Here is an 18,051-nt window from a genome sequence, read left to right on the forward strand (position 1 = left end):
AAGGTGACGCCTCTTAATAACTCTCGCCACCTTGCTCCTTCATGTCTATAAAATTAGAGTTTAAATTGCTTTTTTTTTTCAATTAATAAGAATGGGATGTTATTTTTCAAATCCTTCCAATACGATTTTGCCGAGCATACTGCCGGTCAAACTTTTTCGAAATGCTTCCTTCATGTTATCAGAATTAATGGGTGTCAAACGCTCTTTTAATGTTGTCCGTATTTTCCCCGAATCCACCAAATGAGACACCTCATTAAGCAACCGATGCTGCTCAATCATATCGTCCGTCTGAAACATGGAACGGGTGAACATCAATTCCCAAACAAATGTCACGCTTTTTACAAAGAAAGCGCCAAAATCGACCGGCTGTTCGAATGGCAAGACCGAGCAGATTTTTCCTTGCGGCAAAATCACTTTCTTTATCTCATTCAAATGCTGATCCGGACTATTTAATACAAAAATATACTTAACGCCACGCAGGCCAAGCTCCTTTAGCTGAGGTTCAAACGGTTGACGATGATCGATAACATGATCGGCACCGTTTTCTTTGGTCCATTCAATCGATTCGGGACGTGAGGCTGTAGCGATGACCTGAAGTCCGGCAAGCTTGGCCAGTTGAGTAGCGATTGATCCGACGCCCCCCGCGGCCCCGATAATCAAAATACTTTTCCCCTCATTATCTGATGGATTCTTGGATATTCCCAAGCGGTCATATAAAGCTTCCCACGCTGTGATCGTTGTTAACGGCAGTGCCGCTGCCTCTGCGTAATCGAGACTTTGCGGTTTTCTGCCGACGATTCGTTCATCGACCAGGTGAAACTCACTGAAACCGCCTGGGCGAATGTTGCTGCCAGAATAATAAACTTCATCACCAACCTTGAATAGGTGGCAATTCGGTCCCGTTTCGACCACTACACCGGCTACGTCTCGACCTGCTATCGTTAGTGAAGAATCATCAGGATTTTTAGCCATGTGCGACCGCCAATCCGTTGGATTGACAGATACCGCCCTCACTTCTACGAGCAAATCCCTACCTGACGCTTTCGGTCTCTCAACTTCGACCTCCTCAAATGCTGGTACTCCTACCCCTGGTTTATAGAATCCAATGGCTCTCATCATCTTTTGGTTTGACATGGTCTTTCCATCCTTTCATAGCCTGTTTTTTTATCTACCGTTAATCTAAGCCGTTGTTACCATGGAAGCTGATTATCCATATAGAAGAATCCGCCCGTCGGACCGTCATTAGGCAAGGTAGCTAATCGAACCGCTGTTTTCGTGCGCGCCCATTAATACAGTTATTCCCTGGCAACTTCGAAACCGATCCCTTTATTTGCTCCGGTTACAAGCGCGACCTTGATTGACATGGACTTGTTCCTCCTTGTTATATGCTTCCATCCACATTTGAGAACGACCATTCTTAAATATGTAAAAAAATGATCGCGAGGGAGAGATATAACTTTAGGGAAAAGGGGTTTGGTTTCGAGAATGATCGTTCTAATTAGGGAAAAATTTATTAACTCCGGTTTCAAGCGCGGCGTTGATTTTTTTCTCGCCGAAACGCTCCATCGCTTTTAGAAACAACGTATGTTTGTCGCCAAATGTGTGTCATACAAGCTTCTTCGATCGATTCCCATGTGCTTGACCAGATAGGTCATGGATGTCTTCTCGTAACCTTGTTCCCTAAAGAGCCTCATCGCTTTATCCAATACCGCGTTCTCATCAAACTCCTTGCTTCTCGCCATTCTCTTTCCCTCCCATGTTCAATATAGCATATTGAGAACGATCGGTAAAGTATTATTTATGATCATGCTCAATCAAAACCACTCCCATTTTTCCTTTACCATTACTTGTGATACGGTTCAGCTTAACGGGTCCATCGGTGAAAAATGCGAAAGGAGCATGCCGCGGCATGCTCCCCTTTAATGTCGTTCTCCAGATGATACAGCTCCCGAATCCCGGTATCTAAAGTTCCAGTCGCCAACCGTTTCCGTTCCACCCTCTGGTTTGCTTAGTCCGGCGGATACTCCAGCACATTCAACTCATGAATGGACCAAAAATTACCTACGCTTCCTGTCTGTACAATCTTGACATAGCGTGCCGTCTTCGCTTCCGGGAAACGGATCGTTAGCTTTTGCGCGCCGGCGCCTGTTGCAACGGCCGTCCCCCAGTTCACCCCATCCGAGGATACATAGACTTCGTAGCCTCTCGGATAGTCGTAAGCACTTCCGGCAGCATCCAATTCGAGGCCGTTGAAGATGTTCTGGGCACCCATATCCACCTGAAACCACTGCCCGTTTACCTGATGTACCCCCGTATCCCACCGGGTAGCAAGATTCCCGTCCAGTGCACTCGCAGCCTTAGCCGGCTGATGGGATGCCGTTGCCGTCCAGCCGGTCCGGTCCAGCTTATAGACTCCTCCCGGCGAAGCGTAGGTCGCAACGGTGACAGGCAGAGAATCCCGCGATTCGAGCCCTGTTGCCGTTTGAGCCTTGACCGTAAACGTATAGGACGTAGCCGGGGCTAAGCCGGATACCGTGTAGGTCGTCCCCGTCACCGTCTGGCTGTTCACTTTCTCGGATCCCTTGTATACCGCGTAGCCCGCGATAGCCGTATGCCCTACCGGCTCGCTCCAGCCAAGCCGGACTGAGGAAGCCGTCCTGCCAAGAACAGTCAGATTGGCGGGTGCTGCCGGAGGAGTGGTCTCTGTGGCAGACGCGCCTTGAGTGAAAATATAGACCGGGTCGCCAGCAGGTCCGTCGCCGGCTCCGTTGAAAGCTGTGATCCGGTACGTGTAGAACACACCGGGGCTGAGCCCTTCGTCGTGATAAGTCGTACCTGTTACCGAGTCAGCCATAATCCCCCAGGCGGCGCTTCCCCCGCTGCGCCGTTCTACCCGATAACCGGAAGCTAACGGATCGGACGCCCAAGACAAGGCTGCTGACGAGGCCGTAATCCGTGTCACGCTGAGCAATTGAACTGCCCCGGGTGCCGGCGGCGCCAGCTGAACCAGTTCATCTACAGCTGCGATTAGACCCGCAATATCGCTCGCTATGACATTTAACGCCTGAAACTCCCCGACAAAAGGTGAATTTGCCAGGCTAACCGCCGCGTGTCCCGGCTGAAGCCCGGTTCCCTGCTCCGGCAGCAGATAACCTCGGGCCTGGTCCAGCAGCAGCACATTGGTGGATGATGTGCCCAGCAGCACAAGATCGGAATCGATCGTGCTCCACTGTGGATATTTGTTGATCGATTGATAGGTTTGCAGGCTCTTCACGACACCTCCCGGCTCAGCCAAGCCGAGCGATACCCTTCTGCCCTGCCGCGTATAATGCTGCACAAGCCGGTCAGCTTGCGCCAACCAGGCCGGATCGGCCTGCTGCGCCTTCGTCAGCGCGATCGTCAGCGGAACATCCGTCCGGGAACCGAAAGCGCGAATAGCTGCCGCCCGGTCCATCTTAACGGACGTTTCCGGCTCGGAAACCGCAGGCTGTATGGTTACTTGCACCGTCGTCTCCAGGCCGCTCAGCAGTTCCCTTGCCTTCACATGATAGATGCCGGGGACATCGGTGACATGAAGCGGCAGCTTGGCGGTCAAGCCGGACGCCGTGTATACTGTAGCGGTATCGCCGCTTGACGCGTTCGTCACCGTCACCTCCATCGGGATGCCTGCCATGGCCTCGGGATTGCGGATCGCCGTGAAAGCCTCGTAATACCCGGAACTCGACGGGGTAACCGTGATCTCCGGCGCAGTCACTTCGGCGGGAGGCAATGCATACCACTGGAATCCGTGCGATTGAAGGTCGACCTGTGCCGCCTCAGTGGAAGTGAGCTTCCGCCCTGCCCGAATATCGTAGATCGGCCGCGACGTGTTCCACTGCAGTGTGGCCGTCTGGCCAATCAGATGTTGGCTTTCTCCGGCAGCAGGGTTATGCTGCTCGTTCAGAACGGTAATATATTCCGTATCGCCCGCCCGGGAAGGAACGGCCCAGGCGGTAGTGCTGCCTGAGGATGCCGCCGGTCTTGACACAGCTGCCATCGCCGTCCGAAGTTTGGCTATATTCGCCTCGTTACGGCTCAAGAGCAGGTTCGTCTGGTCCGTGTTGCTCTGAATCACGTAGGACGCAACCTGCATGCCCGTTCCGATGGCGCTTACCGGGGAGACGGACTCTTCGTCCTTCAGAATCAAACCGCCTTGATCGACAAAGCTCTGCAGCTGCGAAGCGAGACCGTCGTACCATCGCCAGCTTGCATCGAATTCATTCAACCCAACAAGCAGAATCGCCTTGATCGACGATGGAAGCCCGCGTTTTAACTCTTCCGGTGTAATGATTTTGGAAGGCCAGCCGGCCGCATGTGTCAAGAATAAGGCTTCCGTGACCTTGCCTTCATGTGAGCCTTGCAGCAATTGCGCTTCGGTCGGATTTTCGCCCCCAACGACACCCCGCAGCAGCGCCTGGTCGTTCACATACATAATGCCGATCGACGGCGTAGGCTCCGTTATGGCATATACCCCGCCGTACTTGTGAATCCAGTCATAGAGCTCCTTCTGCTCCGCAATCATCTGCGGACGGGCCAGCGAACCGCGGTCATTGGGCAGCACGTTGGTGCCGATTGCCTGTACGCCGCGCGTTAGCGTCATCGCATACGTTTTCTCCCGGTCGGCTTTGCCGTAGAACAGGGAGAAATCATCCTGCAGCGCCCATGTCGTTTTATTCGGCGCATAGCTGCGCAGCTTGTCGACCAGCGAAACCAGATGAAGCGGCTTGGAGGAGCTAAGCTCGTTCCAGTCGTAAGCGCTCTGTACCGGCAATGGTTCATGCATTTCTTTGCCGGGAATGGTGGCCCACAGCCAGCCCCCGCGTCCGCCTACCCCCGGAGAACTTCCGTAGGAACCCGTCGTCGTTATATAGGACGGCTTCACCTCGGCGGCAGCTTGAGCAAAATAGCCGTACCCCTTGAACGTATCGTTGTACCGTGCGATATAATCCAAAAACGGTTTGCTGCCGCTGGCCCAATACTCATGGGACTTAAGCGTGTACTGCCCCTGCAAACTCGGGGCAATCGGCGTCGTCATCGGCTCGCCCGCAGCGGATTGAAACGGCGCGAACGCCCGCCCCCAAGGCCGGTTCGGATTAGGCGGAGCCCAGTCCCAATATTGGGCGTAAGCCGCATTATCCGCCCCCAGGCTGATCCCCGCCAAATTCGGGTAGCGGCTCAGCCGCTGTAAACCCAACTGCAGCTCCCGATACAGCGGAGCGTGAAAATCCGCGATGTAGGAACTGTAGAACGGCAGGTTCTGGCTGGCGGCGTCCACCACATCCCAGTCCGTGCGCGGGACGAGCCCAAGCTGAACGCCACGGCGCGCAAGCGCCTGTGCCATATTCTCGTGGCTCTTGGCGCTGGACGCTTCGGAAAATGTACCGAATTCAAAGACACGATCATAGCCGGTGCCGCCGACATAGGCCGCATAGTCGTCGACCGTACCCAGATCCTGATACGCCTGGGCAATGTCCCGGTGCTCCGAATGATAGAATCCTCCGGAGCTCATCCCATGGGGCAAATACACGAAGTTGATCGTCTCCGGAGAACGGGGCACCTCCGTCCCGAGATGCCGGGCAATGGAGCCGGTCTCCTGCTCATACTTCGGCGATGACGGCTTTGCCGCAGCCAGCGCTTGCACATCGGCATCCCACGCGTTCTGATGCGGAAACGCTTCAGGTGCTTCCAAACCGGTTACCGTAATGTTCGGCCCCGTACCCGGTACCGTCTTGTTCAGCTTCAGCGGCACATCCTTCGGATGACCTGGAATCACCGGTGCCAGCCCGACGTCGAATGCCACCGGTCCCCGGCCGTCCACCCATAACTCGTAAGGCTTTCCCGCTTCATTTTGCGGCAGCAGCAGGGTTAAGGAGTTAAGGATTTGCGTCCCGCTATTGTAGATTTCTTTGCCGTCATTTTTCAGTACGACGGATTTTACAGTTCCCGGAACGTCCCCGGCGATTTTAACCGGGAAGGTCCATAGCTCATAGTCCCAGGTCCATGAACGGGCCGACTGATCCGTGGTATATACGTTGGTCTGTCCCCATCGCCATGCAACTCCCCGGAACCAATGATTTCCCGGTGATAGCACATTATCATAGGACTGCTGTACAATGGGCATGTTCGCGGGCTGCTGCTGCAGCAGGATCTCCGTCTTGTACTCCGCTCCGTCGGCGAATGGCCGTACCGTACGGACGGAGGAACCATGGTTATCCTGAGGCAGAGCCAGATCCATCTGTGGCCAATCCACCGCGTCAGGCCCATCCTTACGCATCGCATTCTGATGAATCTTGGCATTTCCCTTGGTAAACAATCCGGTCGGGGTATCGAAACGGACCAGCCGCAGCGTAACGTACTTGGTCGGGGCAGTGAAGTCGCTGTCCTCAGCTGATCGTGTGATAATCGTATTGTTCATATCCGCCTGAACCTGGGGCTGGGACAGCGGAGCGGCATACATTCGAAGCGAGTCGATCGCCCCCCGGAAGCCGTATTTCACCATCGAACGGGTGGTGCTGTCGTAATGCCACTCGGTCCCGAGCAGTATCGGCAGATCATTGGGCAGCAGATCGGTAAATACGCTGCTTGCCGGCGCCTGACCGACCAGCTTGCCGTTGACGTAAAGCCAGACCCCTTCGTACTTCTCAAAGATGGCCGCAACGTGCGACCATTGACCGGCGGTCAGCTCGGGGGACGCGAACGACCAATTGTACCATTTCTCCCCGTAGTCGGAGCCAAAGTACAGTTTGTTGCCCTGAAGGCCGAGGTAGAAGGTCGTTCCTTTCCAATTCGCATCCCGCTTGGATGCGATCGGCTGGTATCCGTTCAGATCGTCCGGCTTGATCCAGGCAGAGATCGTGAAGGCCGAGGAAACCCGGTTCAACCGGCCGGGCTTCGTAATCGTCGCCTGGTCGCTCCCGCTAAGGACAAGCGCCTGGCCTGCTCCCGGGCGTCCCGGAGCATATGCGGCAGGAGCCTTCAGCAAGCCGGCGTTCTCGGGCTGGGCCGGATTATGCGTATCCCAAATTGCAGCGGGAGCGGAGGCCTGGGGCTCCATCTCGTACTTCGCGATCAGCGGGAGCTCCATCACCGGCAGTGTTGTAACGGACAGAGCGGCAGGAGCGGATTCATTGCCGTACAGATCGCGGGCTTTGACTTCCAGCGAATACGACGAATTCGGAGTCAGTCCCGCGAAGCGATAGGTTCGCACCGCCGCCGGAGTGGATGCAACCTTGACGGAGTTCAGGTACAGGTTATATCCCGCCACCCCTATATCGTCGGTGGAAGCGTCCCAGACAGCGTCAAATTGGGTATCCATCAACTTCCTTGCCGTCAAATTACCCGGCGTTGTCGGCGGATTATAATCAGGGTCGGGCAGCCCGTACAGATTCAGCTCATGAATCGACCAATAAATTCCGCTCGCTTTCGTCAGAGTAAGACGGAGGAATCGGGACGTCTGGGCCGGAAATATCGCGCTGACGATAGCGGAATTTCCGGTAAATGTCCCGACAGGAGCGCTCCAGTTCACACCGTCCTCGGATACGGACAGCTGAAATTCGCGCGGATAATCCCCGTTTGACCCGGTGGCGTCGAGCACCAGTTTGTTATACGACTTACCTCCCGCTCCCGTATCTAGCTGCAGCCACATGCCTGGCGACTGGGCTGCTCCGCTCGTCCATCGGGTGGAAGAGTTGCCGTCCATAGCTAACGCTGTACTGCTTCCGCCATGTGAAGCACTGAGCTTCCATAAGGCCCGCTCCAGCAAGGCTTGCGTTGTAAGGCTTAGCGGCGGGCTGGCCTCCGACCGGTTCCCGGCCATATCCACCGCCAGAACTTGATAAGTATAGGCTGTATGAGGAACCAGCCCCTTCAATGTCAAAGCGGGCTGCCGCGTGAAACCGGCATATGCCGTTCCGGAATAAACTTCGTAGCCGAGTACTGCCACATTGTCGGTGCTTGGGCTCCACGACAGCGAAGCTTCCGTGTCCGTAACCGAGTTCGCTGTTAGAGCAGCTGGGATTGTAGGCGCTTCCAAATCTTCCGTTTGTGAACCGAACAGCTTCAAATTCTGAATCGACCAGTAGCTTCCGACGCTTTTGGTCAACGTGATCCGCAGGTAACGGGCCGTCTGCTCCGGAAACTCAACTTGCGTCAATGCACTGCCGTTACCGGATGCAATCGGGTTGCTCCAGGTCAGACCGTCGTCGGATACGCTCAACGAGTATCCCCGGGGATAGTCTCCGCTGAAGTTCGTCGAATCCAGTACCAGCTTATGGTAGGATTTTAGCCCCGGTCCGGTATCGACCTGAAACCACATGCCCGGCACCTGAGCCGTGCCGCTGCTCCAGCGCGTGGAGGATAGCGGGTCGACCGCCTGGCGGGGCGCTCCTCCTCCGTTGTTATGCGAAGCGCTAACCGTCCACAACGCACGGTCCAGCTCCTCGAGATTGACAACGAGCGGGGTGCTGTCGGCAGAGCTATTCCCTGCCGCATCCTTCGCTCTCACGGTGAACGCATAATTCGTTCCGGGAATTAAGCCCTCTGCTTTGTACAGCGGGGCGCCGCTTGCGCTCCCCAGCAGCACGCCGTCCCGGTATACGTCATAGCCGGTCACGCCCGAAGGGTCAGACGGGGGTGACCAAGTCAGCTGCACAGAGGTATCAGTGCGCCAGACGGACTCTACGTTAGTCGGAATCCCCGGTGCCTGCGTACCTGCACCCAGAGCCGGGATCGACTGAAGCGGCAGCAGGCCGGCAATCAGCATCCCTGCCAGCCACTTTGCCGTTATGCGATGCATGGATTTCCACATTCTTTCCTCTCTCCTTTCATCGACTTTTTCAATGAATCCAGCCCAGTCATTAGCGGCCTCGCCTGGAAGCCAAGCCGCATCACCTCCTTTCTGCCGACACCGGCAGGAAGCAGCGGGAACCATGAGACGCTTCTTATCCCTTGACAGCTCCGATCAGTACGCCTTTCACAAAGTACTTTTGAAGAAACGGATACACCACCAGCAGCGGGACCAGCATCACCATAATCCCTGCCGATCGGATCGACTCCGGCGTCAGCATCTGATCGGCCTCCTGCGGCTGCACATTGTTCAGGCTCTGCAGCAGCGACTGGTTCGCTACCATATTCTGCACCAGTACGGCGAGATTGAACTTGGATGAATCATGGATGTTGATCAACACGCTCTGGAAGGAATTCCAGTAGCCGACACCGTAGAAAAGCGTCAGCGTCGCAAGAACCGGCAGCGACAACGGCAGCACAATCTGCCAGAGCAGCCGCCACTCGCTGCTGCCGTCAATCTGGGCGGCCTCATTCATTTCTTCGGGAATTTGTTCAAAAAAGGACTTGAGCACGAGCATGTTATAAGCGCTGACCAGCCCCGGCAGCCACAGCGCCCAGTACGTGTCTACGATTCCGAGCGCCCGGTTGACAAGAAAGGCAGGAATCGCCTGGATCCCGAACAGCATCGTGAAAACGATCCCCAATGTAAAAAACCGCCGGGCGTAGAAATAACCCTTGGACAACGGATAGGCCGCCAAAACGGTAAACAGCATGCTGAACAGGACCCCGAAGCCGGTAATGACCAGACTGTTGCGGAACGTGCGCATAATCGGCGTGCCGTCGATCAGCATCTTGTAGGATTCCAGCGAGAAGCCTACAGGCCAAATGCCGACGCGGCCTGCTGCAACGGCCTCGTATTCGCTCAGAGAGATCGCTGCCAGATTCAGAAGAGGAATCAGACAGCTCATCCCGGCTATAAACAACAAAGTGTTATTGATCACATAAAACCATTTTTCACTGCGCGAAAGTCTCATGACCGTCCTCCCCTCTTACCACAACGCTTGGTCGAATAGCTTGGCCAGACGATTGGCCCCCACCACCAGGACGAGACCGATGACGGCCTCGAAAAGTCCCATTGCTGTCGTCATACTGTACAGCCCGCCTTGAATCCCGACGGTATAAATGTAAGTGCTGATGACGCTGGACACATCGGAGACAACCGCATTCTGCAGGTTGTATACCTGATCGAAGCCGACCTCCATGACATTGCCCATAGAAATGATGAGCATCAGGGTCATTACAGGCATAATCCCCGGCAGCGTTACGTACCCGATCTGCTTGAACTTGCTCGCCCCATCGATACTCGCCGCCTCATACAGCGAAGGGTCGATTGAGCTTATTGCCGCCAGGTAGATGATGGCCGAAAACCCGGCTTCCTTCCAGATGCCGGAGCCGAAGAAGATCGCCAGCCAGGAACCGGTCTGGTACAGGAAATTGACCGGTTCGCCGCCGAAGTACCTGATAACCGCATTCACGGCGCCCGCCTGGGATCCGAACAGCATGACGGCGATTCCCCCGACGATGACCCAGGAGAAGAAGTGAGGCAAATACAGCAGCGTCTGCACAGAGCGCTTGAACCATGCCTTACGCACCTCGTTCAGCATGACCGCAATCAGAATCGGGAATGGGAAGCCGATGACGATTTTAAGCAGACTTAGGATGAATGTATTACGGATGATGGCGATGGACTGCGGATTGGAAAACATCATCCGGTAATAATCCAGTCCCGCCCAAGGGCTTCCCCAGATGCCTTGCATCAGATTGTAATGCTTGAAGGCGATGATGTTGCCCAGCATAGGCACATAGCGGAATACGATGAAGAATACGATGACCGGTGCAAACATCATCAGCAGCGGCACATTGCGCCGGAACCTGCTGCGGCTTCGTGCCCGCAATGCTCCGGCCACAGCCGCAGCATTGGCCTGCGGGCCGGCGAGGCTCATGCCACCGCCTTCTATAGCCCTTTCCTTTGTTTTCATGACAGCTCCTCCTCGTATGGCTCCCTATCCTTTAATAGCTTTGTATCTAGGCCGAGGACGAAACCGGGCCCGTTCGGCAGCCGACCGGACCCGTTCCCCTCCCTATTTATTGGCGTACAGTTTCACGGCATCCTCGCCAAACTGATACAGATCCTTCAGCAGGAAGGCGCTGGACTTGTTCGTTTCGTACCACTTGGCGTAAAATTCGTCGACTCGCAGACCGCCCGACTTCTCCCAGACGCTCTTGGCATCCTTCTCGGCCTGATCCGGGGTATAGCTGCCGCCGCTCACGACCGCCTTCATCCACATGTCCTTCATCTGCTGCTCTGTGTTTTTCACGATCAATGCCAGATCCTGCGGCAGGACAGGGAGATATTCCGGCTTGAGTGTCGGGATCGGGCGCTCCTTGCTCACATAGGCCTGATTCGCCTGAATCGCGAGCTCGCGCAGCGTCTTCTGCGTCTCCGTATCCTGCGGACGCTGTTCCGCGAACGAGCACTTGCCCAGCAGAAGCACGGAGGACATCATCCGCAGATCGGAAGTGTAGGAGATTTCCTTCTTGTTTTTCTCCGCATCCAGCGGTTTGGGGCATCCCGCCTCGTCCTTGCTCCAATGAATGCCTTCCTCACCGCTCTCCAGCGTGCGTGCCGTCTCCGGTTTGATCATGAAATCAATATATTGCATGACCGCCTTGGGATCCTTCGCTCCGGCATTGATTGCACCGACCATTTGAATCGGGCTGCCGATGACCGGGCTGAACTGGCCAAACCGGGATTTGGGCAAAGGGAGGATCGCCAATTTCGCGGCGGGATCGTTTTTCTTCAGCGCATCGTAATCCTTGTCCGCGATCTCCTGATGCAAGTACATGCCTAGCTTGCCGGATAAGAAATCCTGCTTGGCCTTCTCACCATTTTTGTCCGTGAGAAAGTCCTTATCCACGATACCTGCGTCGAACAGCTGCTTTTGGAAGGCGGTCGCCGCCTTCAGCCGGTCCCATTCATGAAGAAAGGTATCGCCCTCGAATCGCCACTGCACCTCGCCAAAGCCGAACATATGCTGAATGATCGACATGCCATTGCCGCTAAGATTCAAGCCGAACGTATCGGCCTTGCCGTTGCCGTCCGGATCCTGGGCGGCGAACGCTTTCGCCACCTGCAGAAACTCTTCCGACGTTTGCGGCATCTTGAGATTCAACTTCTGCAGCCAGTCCTCGCGGATGTAGATCCGATGCCCCGCCATCAGCGGGGTGACCTTGCCGATTTCATACAGCTTACCGTCATCCTTGGTGCCGAGCTTCTTCAGCTGCGGGAATTGCTTCATCAGGTCCTTGTACGTGGTGCTGTACTTGTCGATCACCTCATCCAGCGGCATGAGCAGCCTCTGGGAGTACCATTGATTCCGGTAGCCCGTATCGTACTCCAGGATCAGGTCAGGCGCGCTGCCTGTCGCGAACAGCGCATTGAACTTCTGCAGCGACTCCCAGCGCGGCACCGTTACATATTTCACATCGACGGGGCCGTTTTTATTCACCCATTCCGTCCAGCGGTTTTTGTCCCAGTTGCCCTCCTCCGGCGGAATATTGTTGCGTTCATACATCGAGACCGTAATGCTACCCCGTTTATCGGGGGCGGAGCCCTTCTCTCCCTCCTTGGGGGAAGAGCCCGGCGTCTGCCCTGCGCTGCACCCTGCGACGACGACGGCGGTCAGCGCCATGACGGTCATACCCGCTTTAATGAACTGTCTTTGTCTCTTGATCATTGAATCATGCTCCCCTCGCTGACGTGTTTTCCATATGGCTCGTTTTCCTGATTGCAGAATACCTCATGGCTGTGTTTTTCAGCAATGGATATGATTCGTAGGGCTAACCGATTATCCAAAAGCGCGGAATGAACCAAATTCCAACGATTAACCGAATAGCAAAAAGCCCGTCATGACGGGCTTTTATAAGATTCCGAGATCATCGGAAGTGACAATTCTATTGGTGATAAAACTTCCGCTAATCGCGGTCGCACCTCTTTGAAAGGACTTCGTTAGACGTTTTTCTCATAGTTTTTGCGGTAATCGCCCGGCGTGGTCCCCATGACCTTTTTAAAGGCGCGGATATAGGAAATATCATGGAGGTAGCCGACCTCCGCTGCGATTTGCTTGAGCGACAGGGACGTTTCTTCGAGGAGCCTGCGGCTTTGAGCAATTCGGACGCCCACCAGATAATCGACCAGCTTCTCACCGAAGGTTTCCTTGAACAGCCGGCTTACATATTTGCCGTTGAGGCCGAATTTATCGCAAAGCTGATTCAGGGAGAGGTTGGGATCGGCGTATTCACGGTCAATGTAGCTTTTAACTTCCTGGATCAGCTTATAATGACTGCGGTTCTCCTGCTGCTCCCGCAGCTTGCCGCTGAGGTCTTCGAGGATGGCGGTGAACCTCCCCTCCATTTCCCCGCTCCAGTCGAATGTATCGCGCAATTCACCCAGCTTCCCGACCGTCTCGTTCCTCCATATCCCCTGAGCGTCCTCCGGAAGCTCGATCATCTCCCGGTACAAATGATCGATGAAGGCATTCAGCACCTGCACAAGCTCCTCACGGGGCAGCCGCTGAGTCCGCACCTCGCGAAACACAGACTGAACCATGTCCCTCCATTCGTCGTCTCCCGTACGGAAGGCTCGGGCGAAGTTGCGGATCAGGTGGAGGTAGCGGTAGGTTTCGCCCTCATTGGAATGCGCATCGCGGTAAGAAATGACTCGGCTCAAACCAAGGCTCGCCTTGAAACCCAGCGCCTGCAGCGACTGCGAATAGGATTCGGTTACATGCAGCGTATCGTCCACAGCAGCGCCGAGGCCGGCCGTTACCGTAAATTCCAAATTGGCTTTCACCCAGTCTTTTACTTCGTTCGCAACCTGCCGTACCATTTCCTCCGCTTCCTCTCCTTCGCGGAAGCAAGTATACAAAGCAGTCACCTGCTGCTGAGCTGTCCATTCCGTCCATACCGTCACCCGATGAGTCTCCGCTAGCTCCTTAATGACGCTGTTTAGCACGAATTTCAGCAAATACAGATCCCGCTGAGAATAATCGGACTGCACCGACGCATATTTGTCGATTTCATACGTCGCAACAACCAGTGAGCGAAACTCTCCCGGCAGACCGAGACGTTCCGTTTCCCTGTCCCATTCTTCGCGGCCGATGGGCCGGCCCCCCTGCAGCAGCTCCAGGAAAAAATGCCGGCTTCGGTAGACAGAGTCCTCTTCGTGCATTTTCTGATACGTATTGGACTGATCGATCAAGCTGTCCAGTGCTTGTTCGATAAATTTGAACTCGTCTTGCCCTTTTCGCGATAACTTGGAGCTGCGGTTTACGGAGTAGAGCTGAATACGGTCTATAATCGATTCCAGCGGCCTATAGTTCCGCCGGGTGACATACGTCATCCAAACCGTACCTACGATAACCACGACCAGACCCGCCGCGATCCATACGTACGAAAATATCGATACATATCGCATCATATTATCGTCATGTACACCGCCCGTATAAGACCAGCCGGTGTAGTCGGAGCTGAGCCTGGACAGCTTCGTGCCGGGCAGCTGTCCGTCGCCGTCCGCCGGACCTGCTATGACATTGCCGTTAGCATCGCGTATTTCGATGAAGCTGCCGGGGCCTGTCAGCTCCGCAAGCCGCTTGCCTATCTTGGCCAGGCTGATGTTGACAACGATCAAGCCCTGACCCCCTTGCAGCAGCGGGTATTTGCGTACCATGGACACGACGGAGACCGGAAACCGTTCCTGACCCTGAAACTCCATGTAGGTGCGTGGGCCGGACAGCTCATAGAGCATTCCCCGCTCCTCCCGACTGGACGCAAACTCCCGGTCTCCAAACTGTTCCAGCGGGATGAATGTATTGGGGCTGAGCACCATGCGATCCGTGAACCGATACAAGTAGATGGAGTCGATCAGGTTATCGATTCCTTCCATCTGATGAATCCGCTTCGATATTTCGTAATTGTCAAAATAAGAAATGGCCCCTTGGCCCTGAAAGAACCCGCTCAGCTTTTCATCGGATTCCAACTCTTTGATGAGAGCGCTGTCCATTTCCTTGAGTGAATAGTCGATTAATTGCATGAGATGCCGCACAAGCTGCTGATTGCTGTTCGCCGTTTCCCGTTGGGACATCTGGCTCAGCAGCAGGAAGGTAACGAGAATGAGAATTGAGGTAAGGCTGAAGAAAATGGGAAAATATGAGAACAGCAGACGATAAAACCAAACCTTCTTCATGTTGTCCTCCTTCAGGACTTGGGGATAACCAGAACAAGGGAGAAATGCCAACGGCTGATTCCCTATGGCACGAATGATATCACGTGGCATCTCTGACTGTAAAGAAAGCCCGCCAAACCAATTCACAAGACATGCTGATGATGAAGCTGGAGCTAACTTGTTAGCCCTGATCAACGGCTGATGCTATTATAAACAGTGCTAAAGTAACCCGGAAGTACGCACTTTCAAGTTCAATAGGATGATACGGGTGCCATAGGAACATGGAAGTGCCCTGGATAGATGCCCTGAAAGGTGAGGATCACCTGGATAAGGTTTATGGCGACAAATCGAAGGTTTTGGAAGAGTTTTAAGGCTGTACAATATTCAACGCCGCCCTACGACCCTACTTATGGAACGGCTCAGCTTAACGAGTCTATCGGCTAAAACTAATGGCGGCCCTGTGGCCGCCATATCGCTTAGGGTGAGAATGGATCGTTAGCGAATTCAGTAAATCAGGGCGATCAACTTACCGTGTGCAACTGCCTCACAAAGCAGCGCTTATCAATTCCTCGCTTTTCACCCAAAGCCTCTCGGCTTTGTTAGCGTCGAGCGCATATGACCTAACGCCGTCGGCAAACGGGTTGGGCGTGTCATCGATCGACGCGACCGCGCAATCTTCGAGATAGCGTCCGCCTATTTCATCTTTGTCAGCGACGACTGCGGCCCAGACCGACGTTGCAGCTGCCTGCGCGATTTCTTTGAGCTCCGTTGGCGGAAGACCTGCTTCGGCGCGAGCTTTGCCAACGTTCTCGAAAAGCCCCTGTAAGTCTTCTTGCGAAAAATGGCGCGCGAGATCGGTAAGACTATTCCCCGGCATTACCGAGGCAGCTCGGATGCCACGATTGCGATGCCGCTTATCGAATTCCACTGCGAAGAGAGAAATGGCCGTTTTCGATCGGCCATAGGCGACAAATGGGTCGTATTTCTGTTGCTCGAAATTCGGATCGTCCAGGTCAACATCGGCGACACGATGAGCTTGGGACGACAGCACCACCAAGCGCCCGTTATCGGTGAGCAGCGGCTCAATCCGATTGATCAAGGCAAAATGACCAAGATAGTTCGTCCCGAACTGGATTTCGAAACCGTCGACCGTCCGACCGAACGGAGTTGCCATGACGCCAGCGTTGGCGATGATGGCGTCGAACCGCTGGCCGTCGGCCAACAGTTTATCCGCACAGGCACGAACGCTTTGCAAAGATGCGAGATCGAGCTCGATCAATCCCAGGCTGCCGCCTCCTTGCGCCGCGGCGTCAATAACCGTTGCTGTGGCCGCCTCGGCTCTAGCAAGGTCCCTGACCGCGCCGACGACGCTGGCGCCGTGATAGACTAATGAGCGGGCGGTTTCGAGGCCAATGCCCGACGATGCACCTGTAATGAGAAATCGTTTTCCCTTGAGATCAATGCCGGAAAGCACCTGATCGGCAGTTGACTTTGCACTGAACTTTTTGGTCATATATTTTCTCCTTTAGTTGCGTATTTATGATGAGCTTTGCTCTTCATCGACGGATCTTTGACGTACGTGAGCCGCCTGTAATGAGGTCGACCTTGCCCTTCAACGATTTCTACATGAAAAGAACCCCCTTCAATATTTCAGATGAAAAGAACCTCTTTGAACGTCGCTGGACGCCCTCGCCCCGGTGGTCGGCGAAATATCATAATGATCATTACGTTAAATGATGTTATACGATTTGGCGCGCACTGTCAATATCATAATGATCATTACGTTAAAGTTGTGCTATACATTTTGGCGCACACTATCAATTGATCAATTGCAGGAGCGTCAAGTGGCGTCACGTCAGGATGATGCGTCGCGATCTGGCAAGATTGGCTATCAGCTCGGGCTGGGGTCTGGCATCTGATGTGAGATACAAACCCAGACAGCCAGCTATTTCGCCGATCGTGCGCTGCCGCAGCTCCTTACCGGATGGACTGGTAGCGATCCGTAACGTGTGTTATGATAACGTTTAGTATGAAAAATTGGACTTGAACCTTTTTAATATCGACCGTTACAAATACATGCGAGGTGATCTGGCTGATGGGACGTGTCCGCCAATTCGATGTGGATCAGGCGCTAGACGCGGCACTTTGCGTGTTTTGGCGTAAAGGCTATGAGGGCGTATCGTACACCGACCTGACGCAGGCCACGGGTGTCGAACGACCCGCGCTCTACTCGGCGTTTGGCAACAAGGAAGCGTTGTTCCGTCGAGTGCTGGCGCGTTATTATGAGCATTACCTGGATTTCTTCACGGCGGCGCTGGAGCTGCCGACCTCGCGGGAGGTGGCCGCACACATCCTCCGCAGAGCCGCCGAATTGCATACTCGTTACCCAGATCGCAGGGGGTGTCTAGGAGTCCACGGCGCCTTGGCTGGCTCGGACGATGCCGAACCTATTCGGCGAGCCCTGATCGATGCGCGTGCTGAGGGAGAGGCGTCGCTGCGTGATCGCTTCGAACGGGCAAAGCAGGAGGGAGATCTGCCGGAGACCGCTGACTGTGCTGCGCTAGCTGCATTCGTGATGGCGGTGCTCCACGGTATGGCTGTTCAAGCCAAAGCCGGCTTCAGTCGCGACACGCTAGAGGCTGTTGCTGAGCAAGCGCTCTCCACTTGGCCTACCGGCAGTTCCACACTTACCGGAAAGTCATCCTAAACCTTGGTAGAGAAGAAATAATGTTATGCAAAAACGCAAACCTGGCAATCATGACAACGTAGTCCCTGCAATCAGCTACAGTGCATGGGGTTCCACCGGCGGCGTATGGCTCCGTTACGAATATGAGGGACCCCGCATCGAGCTTGAGGTCGACCCATCCGATCAGAAGTTTTTTTAAAACTTGCCACTTCCACCAAAACAGCGGAGGGGAGATTTTGCATGCGCCACGCAAAAGCCC

Annotated in this window: 9 protein-coding genes and 2 pseudogenes; 2 read left to right on the forward strand and 9 right to left on the reverse strand. The window is 54.7% G+C overall.

The annotated features are described in order from the left end of the window. Positions 1-99: 99 nt before the first annotated feature. The 9 genes and pseudogenes from MYS68_RS29740 to MYS68_RS29775 all read right to left on the reverse strand — a co-directional run bounded on the left by MYS68_RS29740 (position 100) and on the right by MYS68_RS29775 (position 16,619). Complete coding sequence (locus MYS68_RS29740) at positions 100-1,134, reverse strand: zinc-binding alcohol dehydrogenase family protein (protein WP_248929271.1); 1,035 nt, start codon at positions 1,132-1,134, stop codon at positions 100-102. Between the two features lie 56 nt (positions 1,135-1,190). After that, positions 1,191-1,274, reverse strand: a pseudogene (locus MYS68_RS38955) (SDR family oxidoreductase); the annotation flags it as partial. Positions 1,275-1,509: 235 nt separating this feature from the next. Then, positions 1,510-1,742 (reverse strand): annotated as a pseudogene (locus MYS68_RS29745) (TetR/AcrR family transcriptional regulator); the annotation flags it as partial. A gap of 266 nt (positions 1,743-2,008) precedes the next feature. Further along, entirely contained in the window at positions 2,009-8,845 is a 6,837-nt protein-coding gene (locus tag MYS68_RS29750; RefSeq protein ID WP_248929272.1) for a fibronectin type III domain-containing protein, read from the reverse strand. Positions 8,846-8,978: 133 nt separating this feature from the next. Then, complete coding sequence (locus MYS68_RS29755) at positions 8,979-9,857, reverse strand: carbohydrate ABC transporter permease (protein WP_248929273.1); 879 nt, start codon at positions 9,855-9,857, stop codon at positions 8,979-8,981. A gap of 15 nt (positions 9,858-9,872) precedes the next feature. Beyond that, on the reverse strand, positions 9,873-10,862 hold the full coding sequence (locus MYS68_RS29760; RefSeq protein WP_248929274.1) for an ABC transporter permease: 990 nt from the start codon (positions 10,860-10,862) through the stop codon (positions 9,873-9,875). Between the two features lie 102 nt (positions 10,863-10,964). Then, on the reverse strand, positions 10,965-12,620 hold the full coding sequence (locus MYS68_RS29765) for an extracellular solute-binding protein (protein ID WP_248929275.1): 1,656 nt from the start codon (positions 12,618-12,620) through the stop codon (positions 10,965-10,967). A gap of 272 nt (positions 12,621-12,892) precedes the next feature. Next, positions 12,893-15,127 (reverse strand): helix-turn-helix domain-containing protein, encoded by a 2,235-nt coding sequence (locus tag MYS68_RS29770; protein WP_248929276.1) that lies wholly within the window; start codon positions 15,125-15,127, stop codon positions 12,893-12,895. Between the two features lie 523 nt (positions 15,128-15,650). Continuing rightward, positions 15,651-16,619, reverse strand: a complete 969-nt coding sequence (locus MYS68_RS29775; RefSeq protein WP_248929277.1) for an SDR family NAD(P)-dependent oxidoreductase — start codon at positions 16,617-16,619, stop codon at positions 15,651-15,653. 582 nt (positions 16,620-17,201) lie between these two features. On the opposite strand from MYS68_RS29775, the gene MYS68_RS29780 reads away from it, so the two are divergent. Together MYS68_RS29780 and MYS68_RS29785 are read left to right on the forward strand one after the other, a co-directional pair. Continuing rightward, positions 17,202-17,813 (forward strand): TetR/AcrR family transcriptional regulator, encoded by a 612-nt coding sequence (locus tag MYS68_RS29780; RefSeq protein ID WP_248929278.1) that lies wholly within the window; start codon positions 17,202-17,204, stop codon positions 17,811-17,813. A gap of 25 nt (positions 17,814-17,838) precedes the next feature. Beyond that, positions 17,839-17,991, forward strand: coding sequence for a hypothetical protein (locus MYS68_RS29785; protein ID WP_248929279.1), 153 nt, complete (start codon positions 17,839-17,841; stop codon positions 17,989-17,991). The last annotated feature ends 60 nt before the right edge of the window (positions 17,992-18,051 follow it).

The organism is Paenibacillus hamazuiensis, assembly GCF_023276405.1.
GTDB classification, from domain to species: domain Bacteria; phylum Bacillota; class Bacilli; order Paenibacillales; family NBRC-103111; genus Paenibacillus_AF; species Paenibacillus_AF hamazuiensis.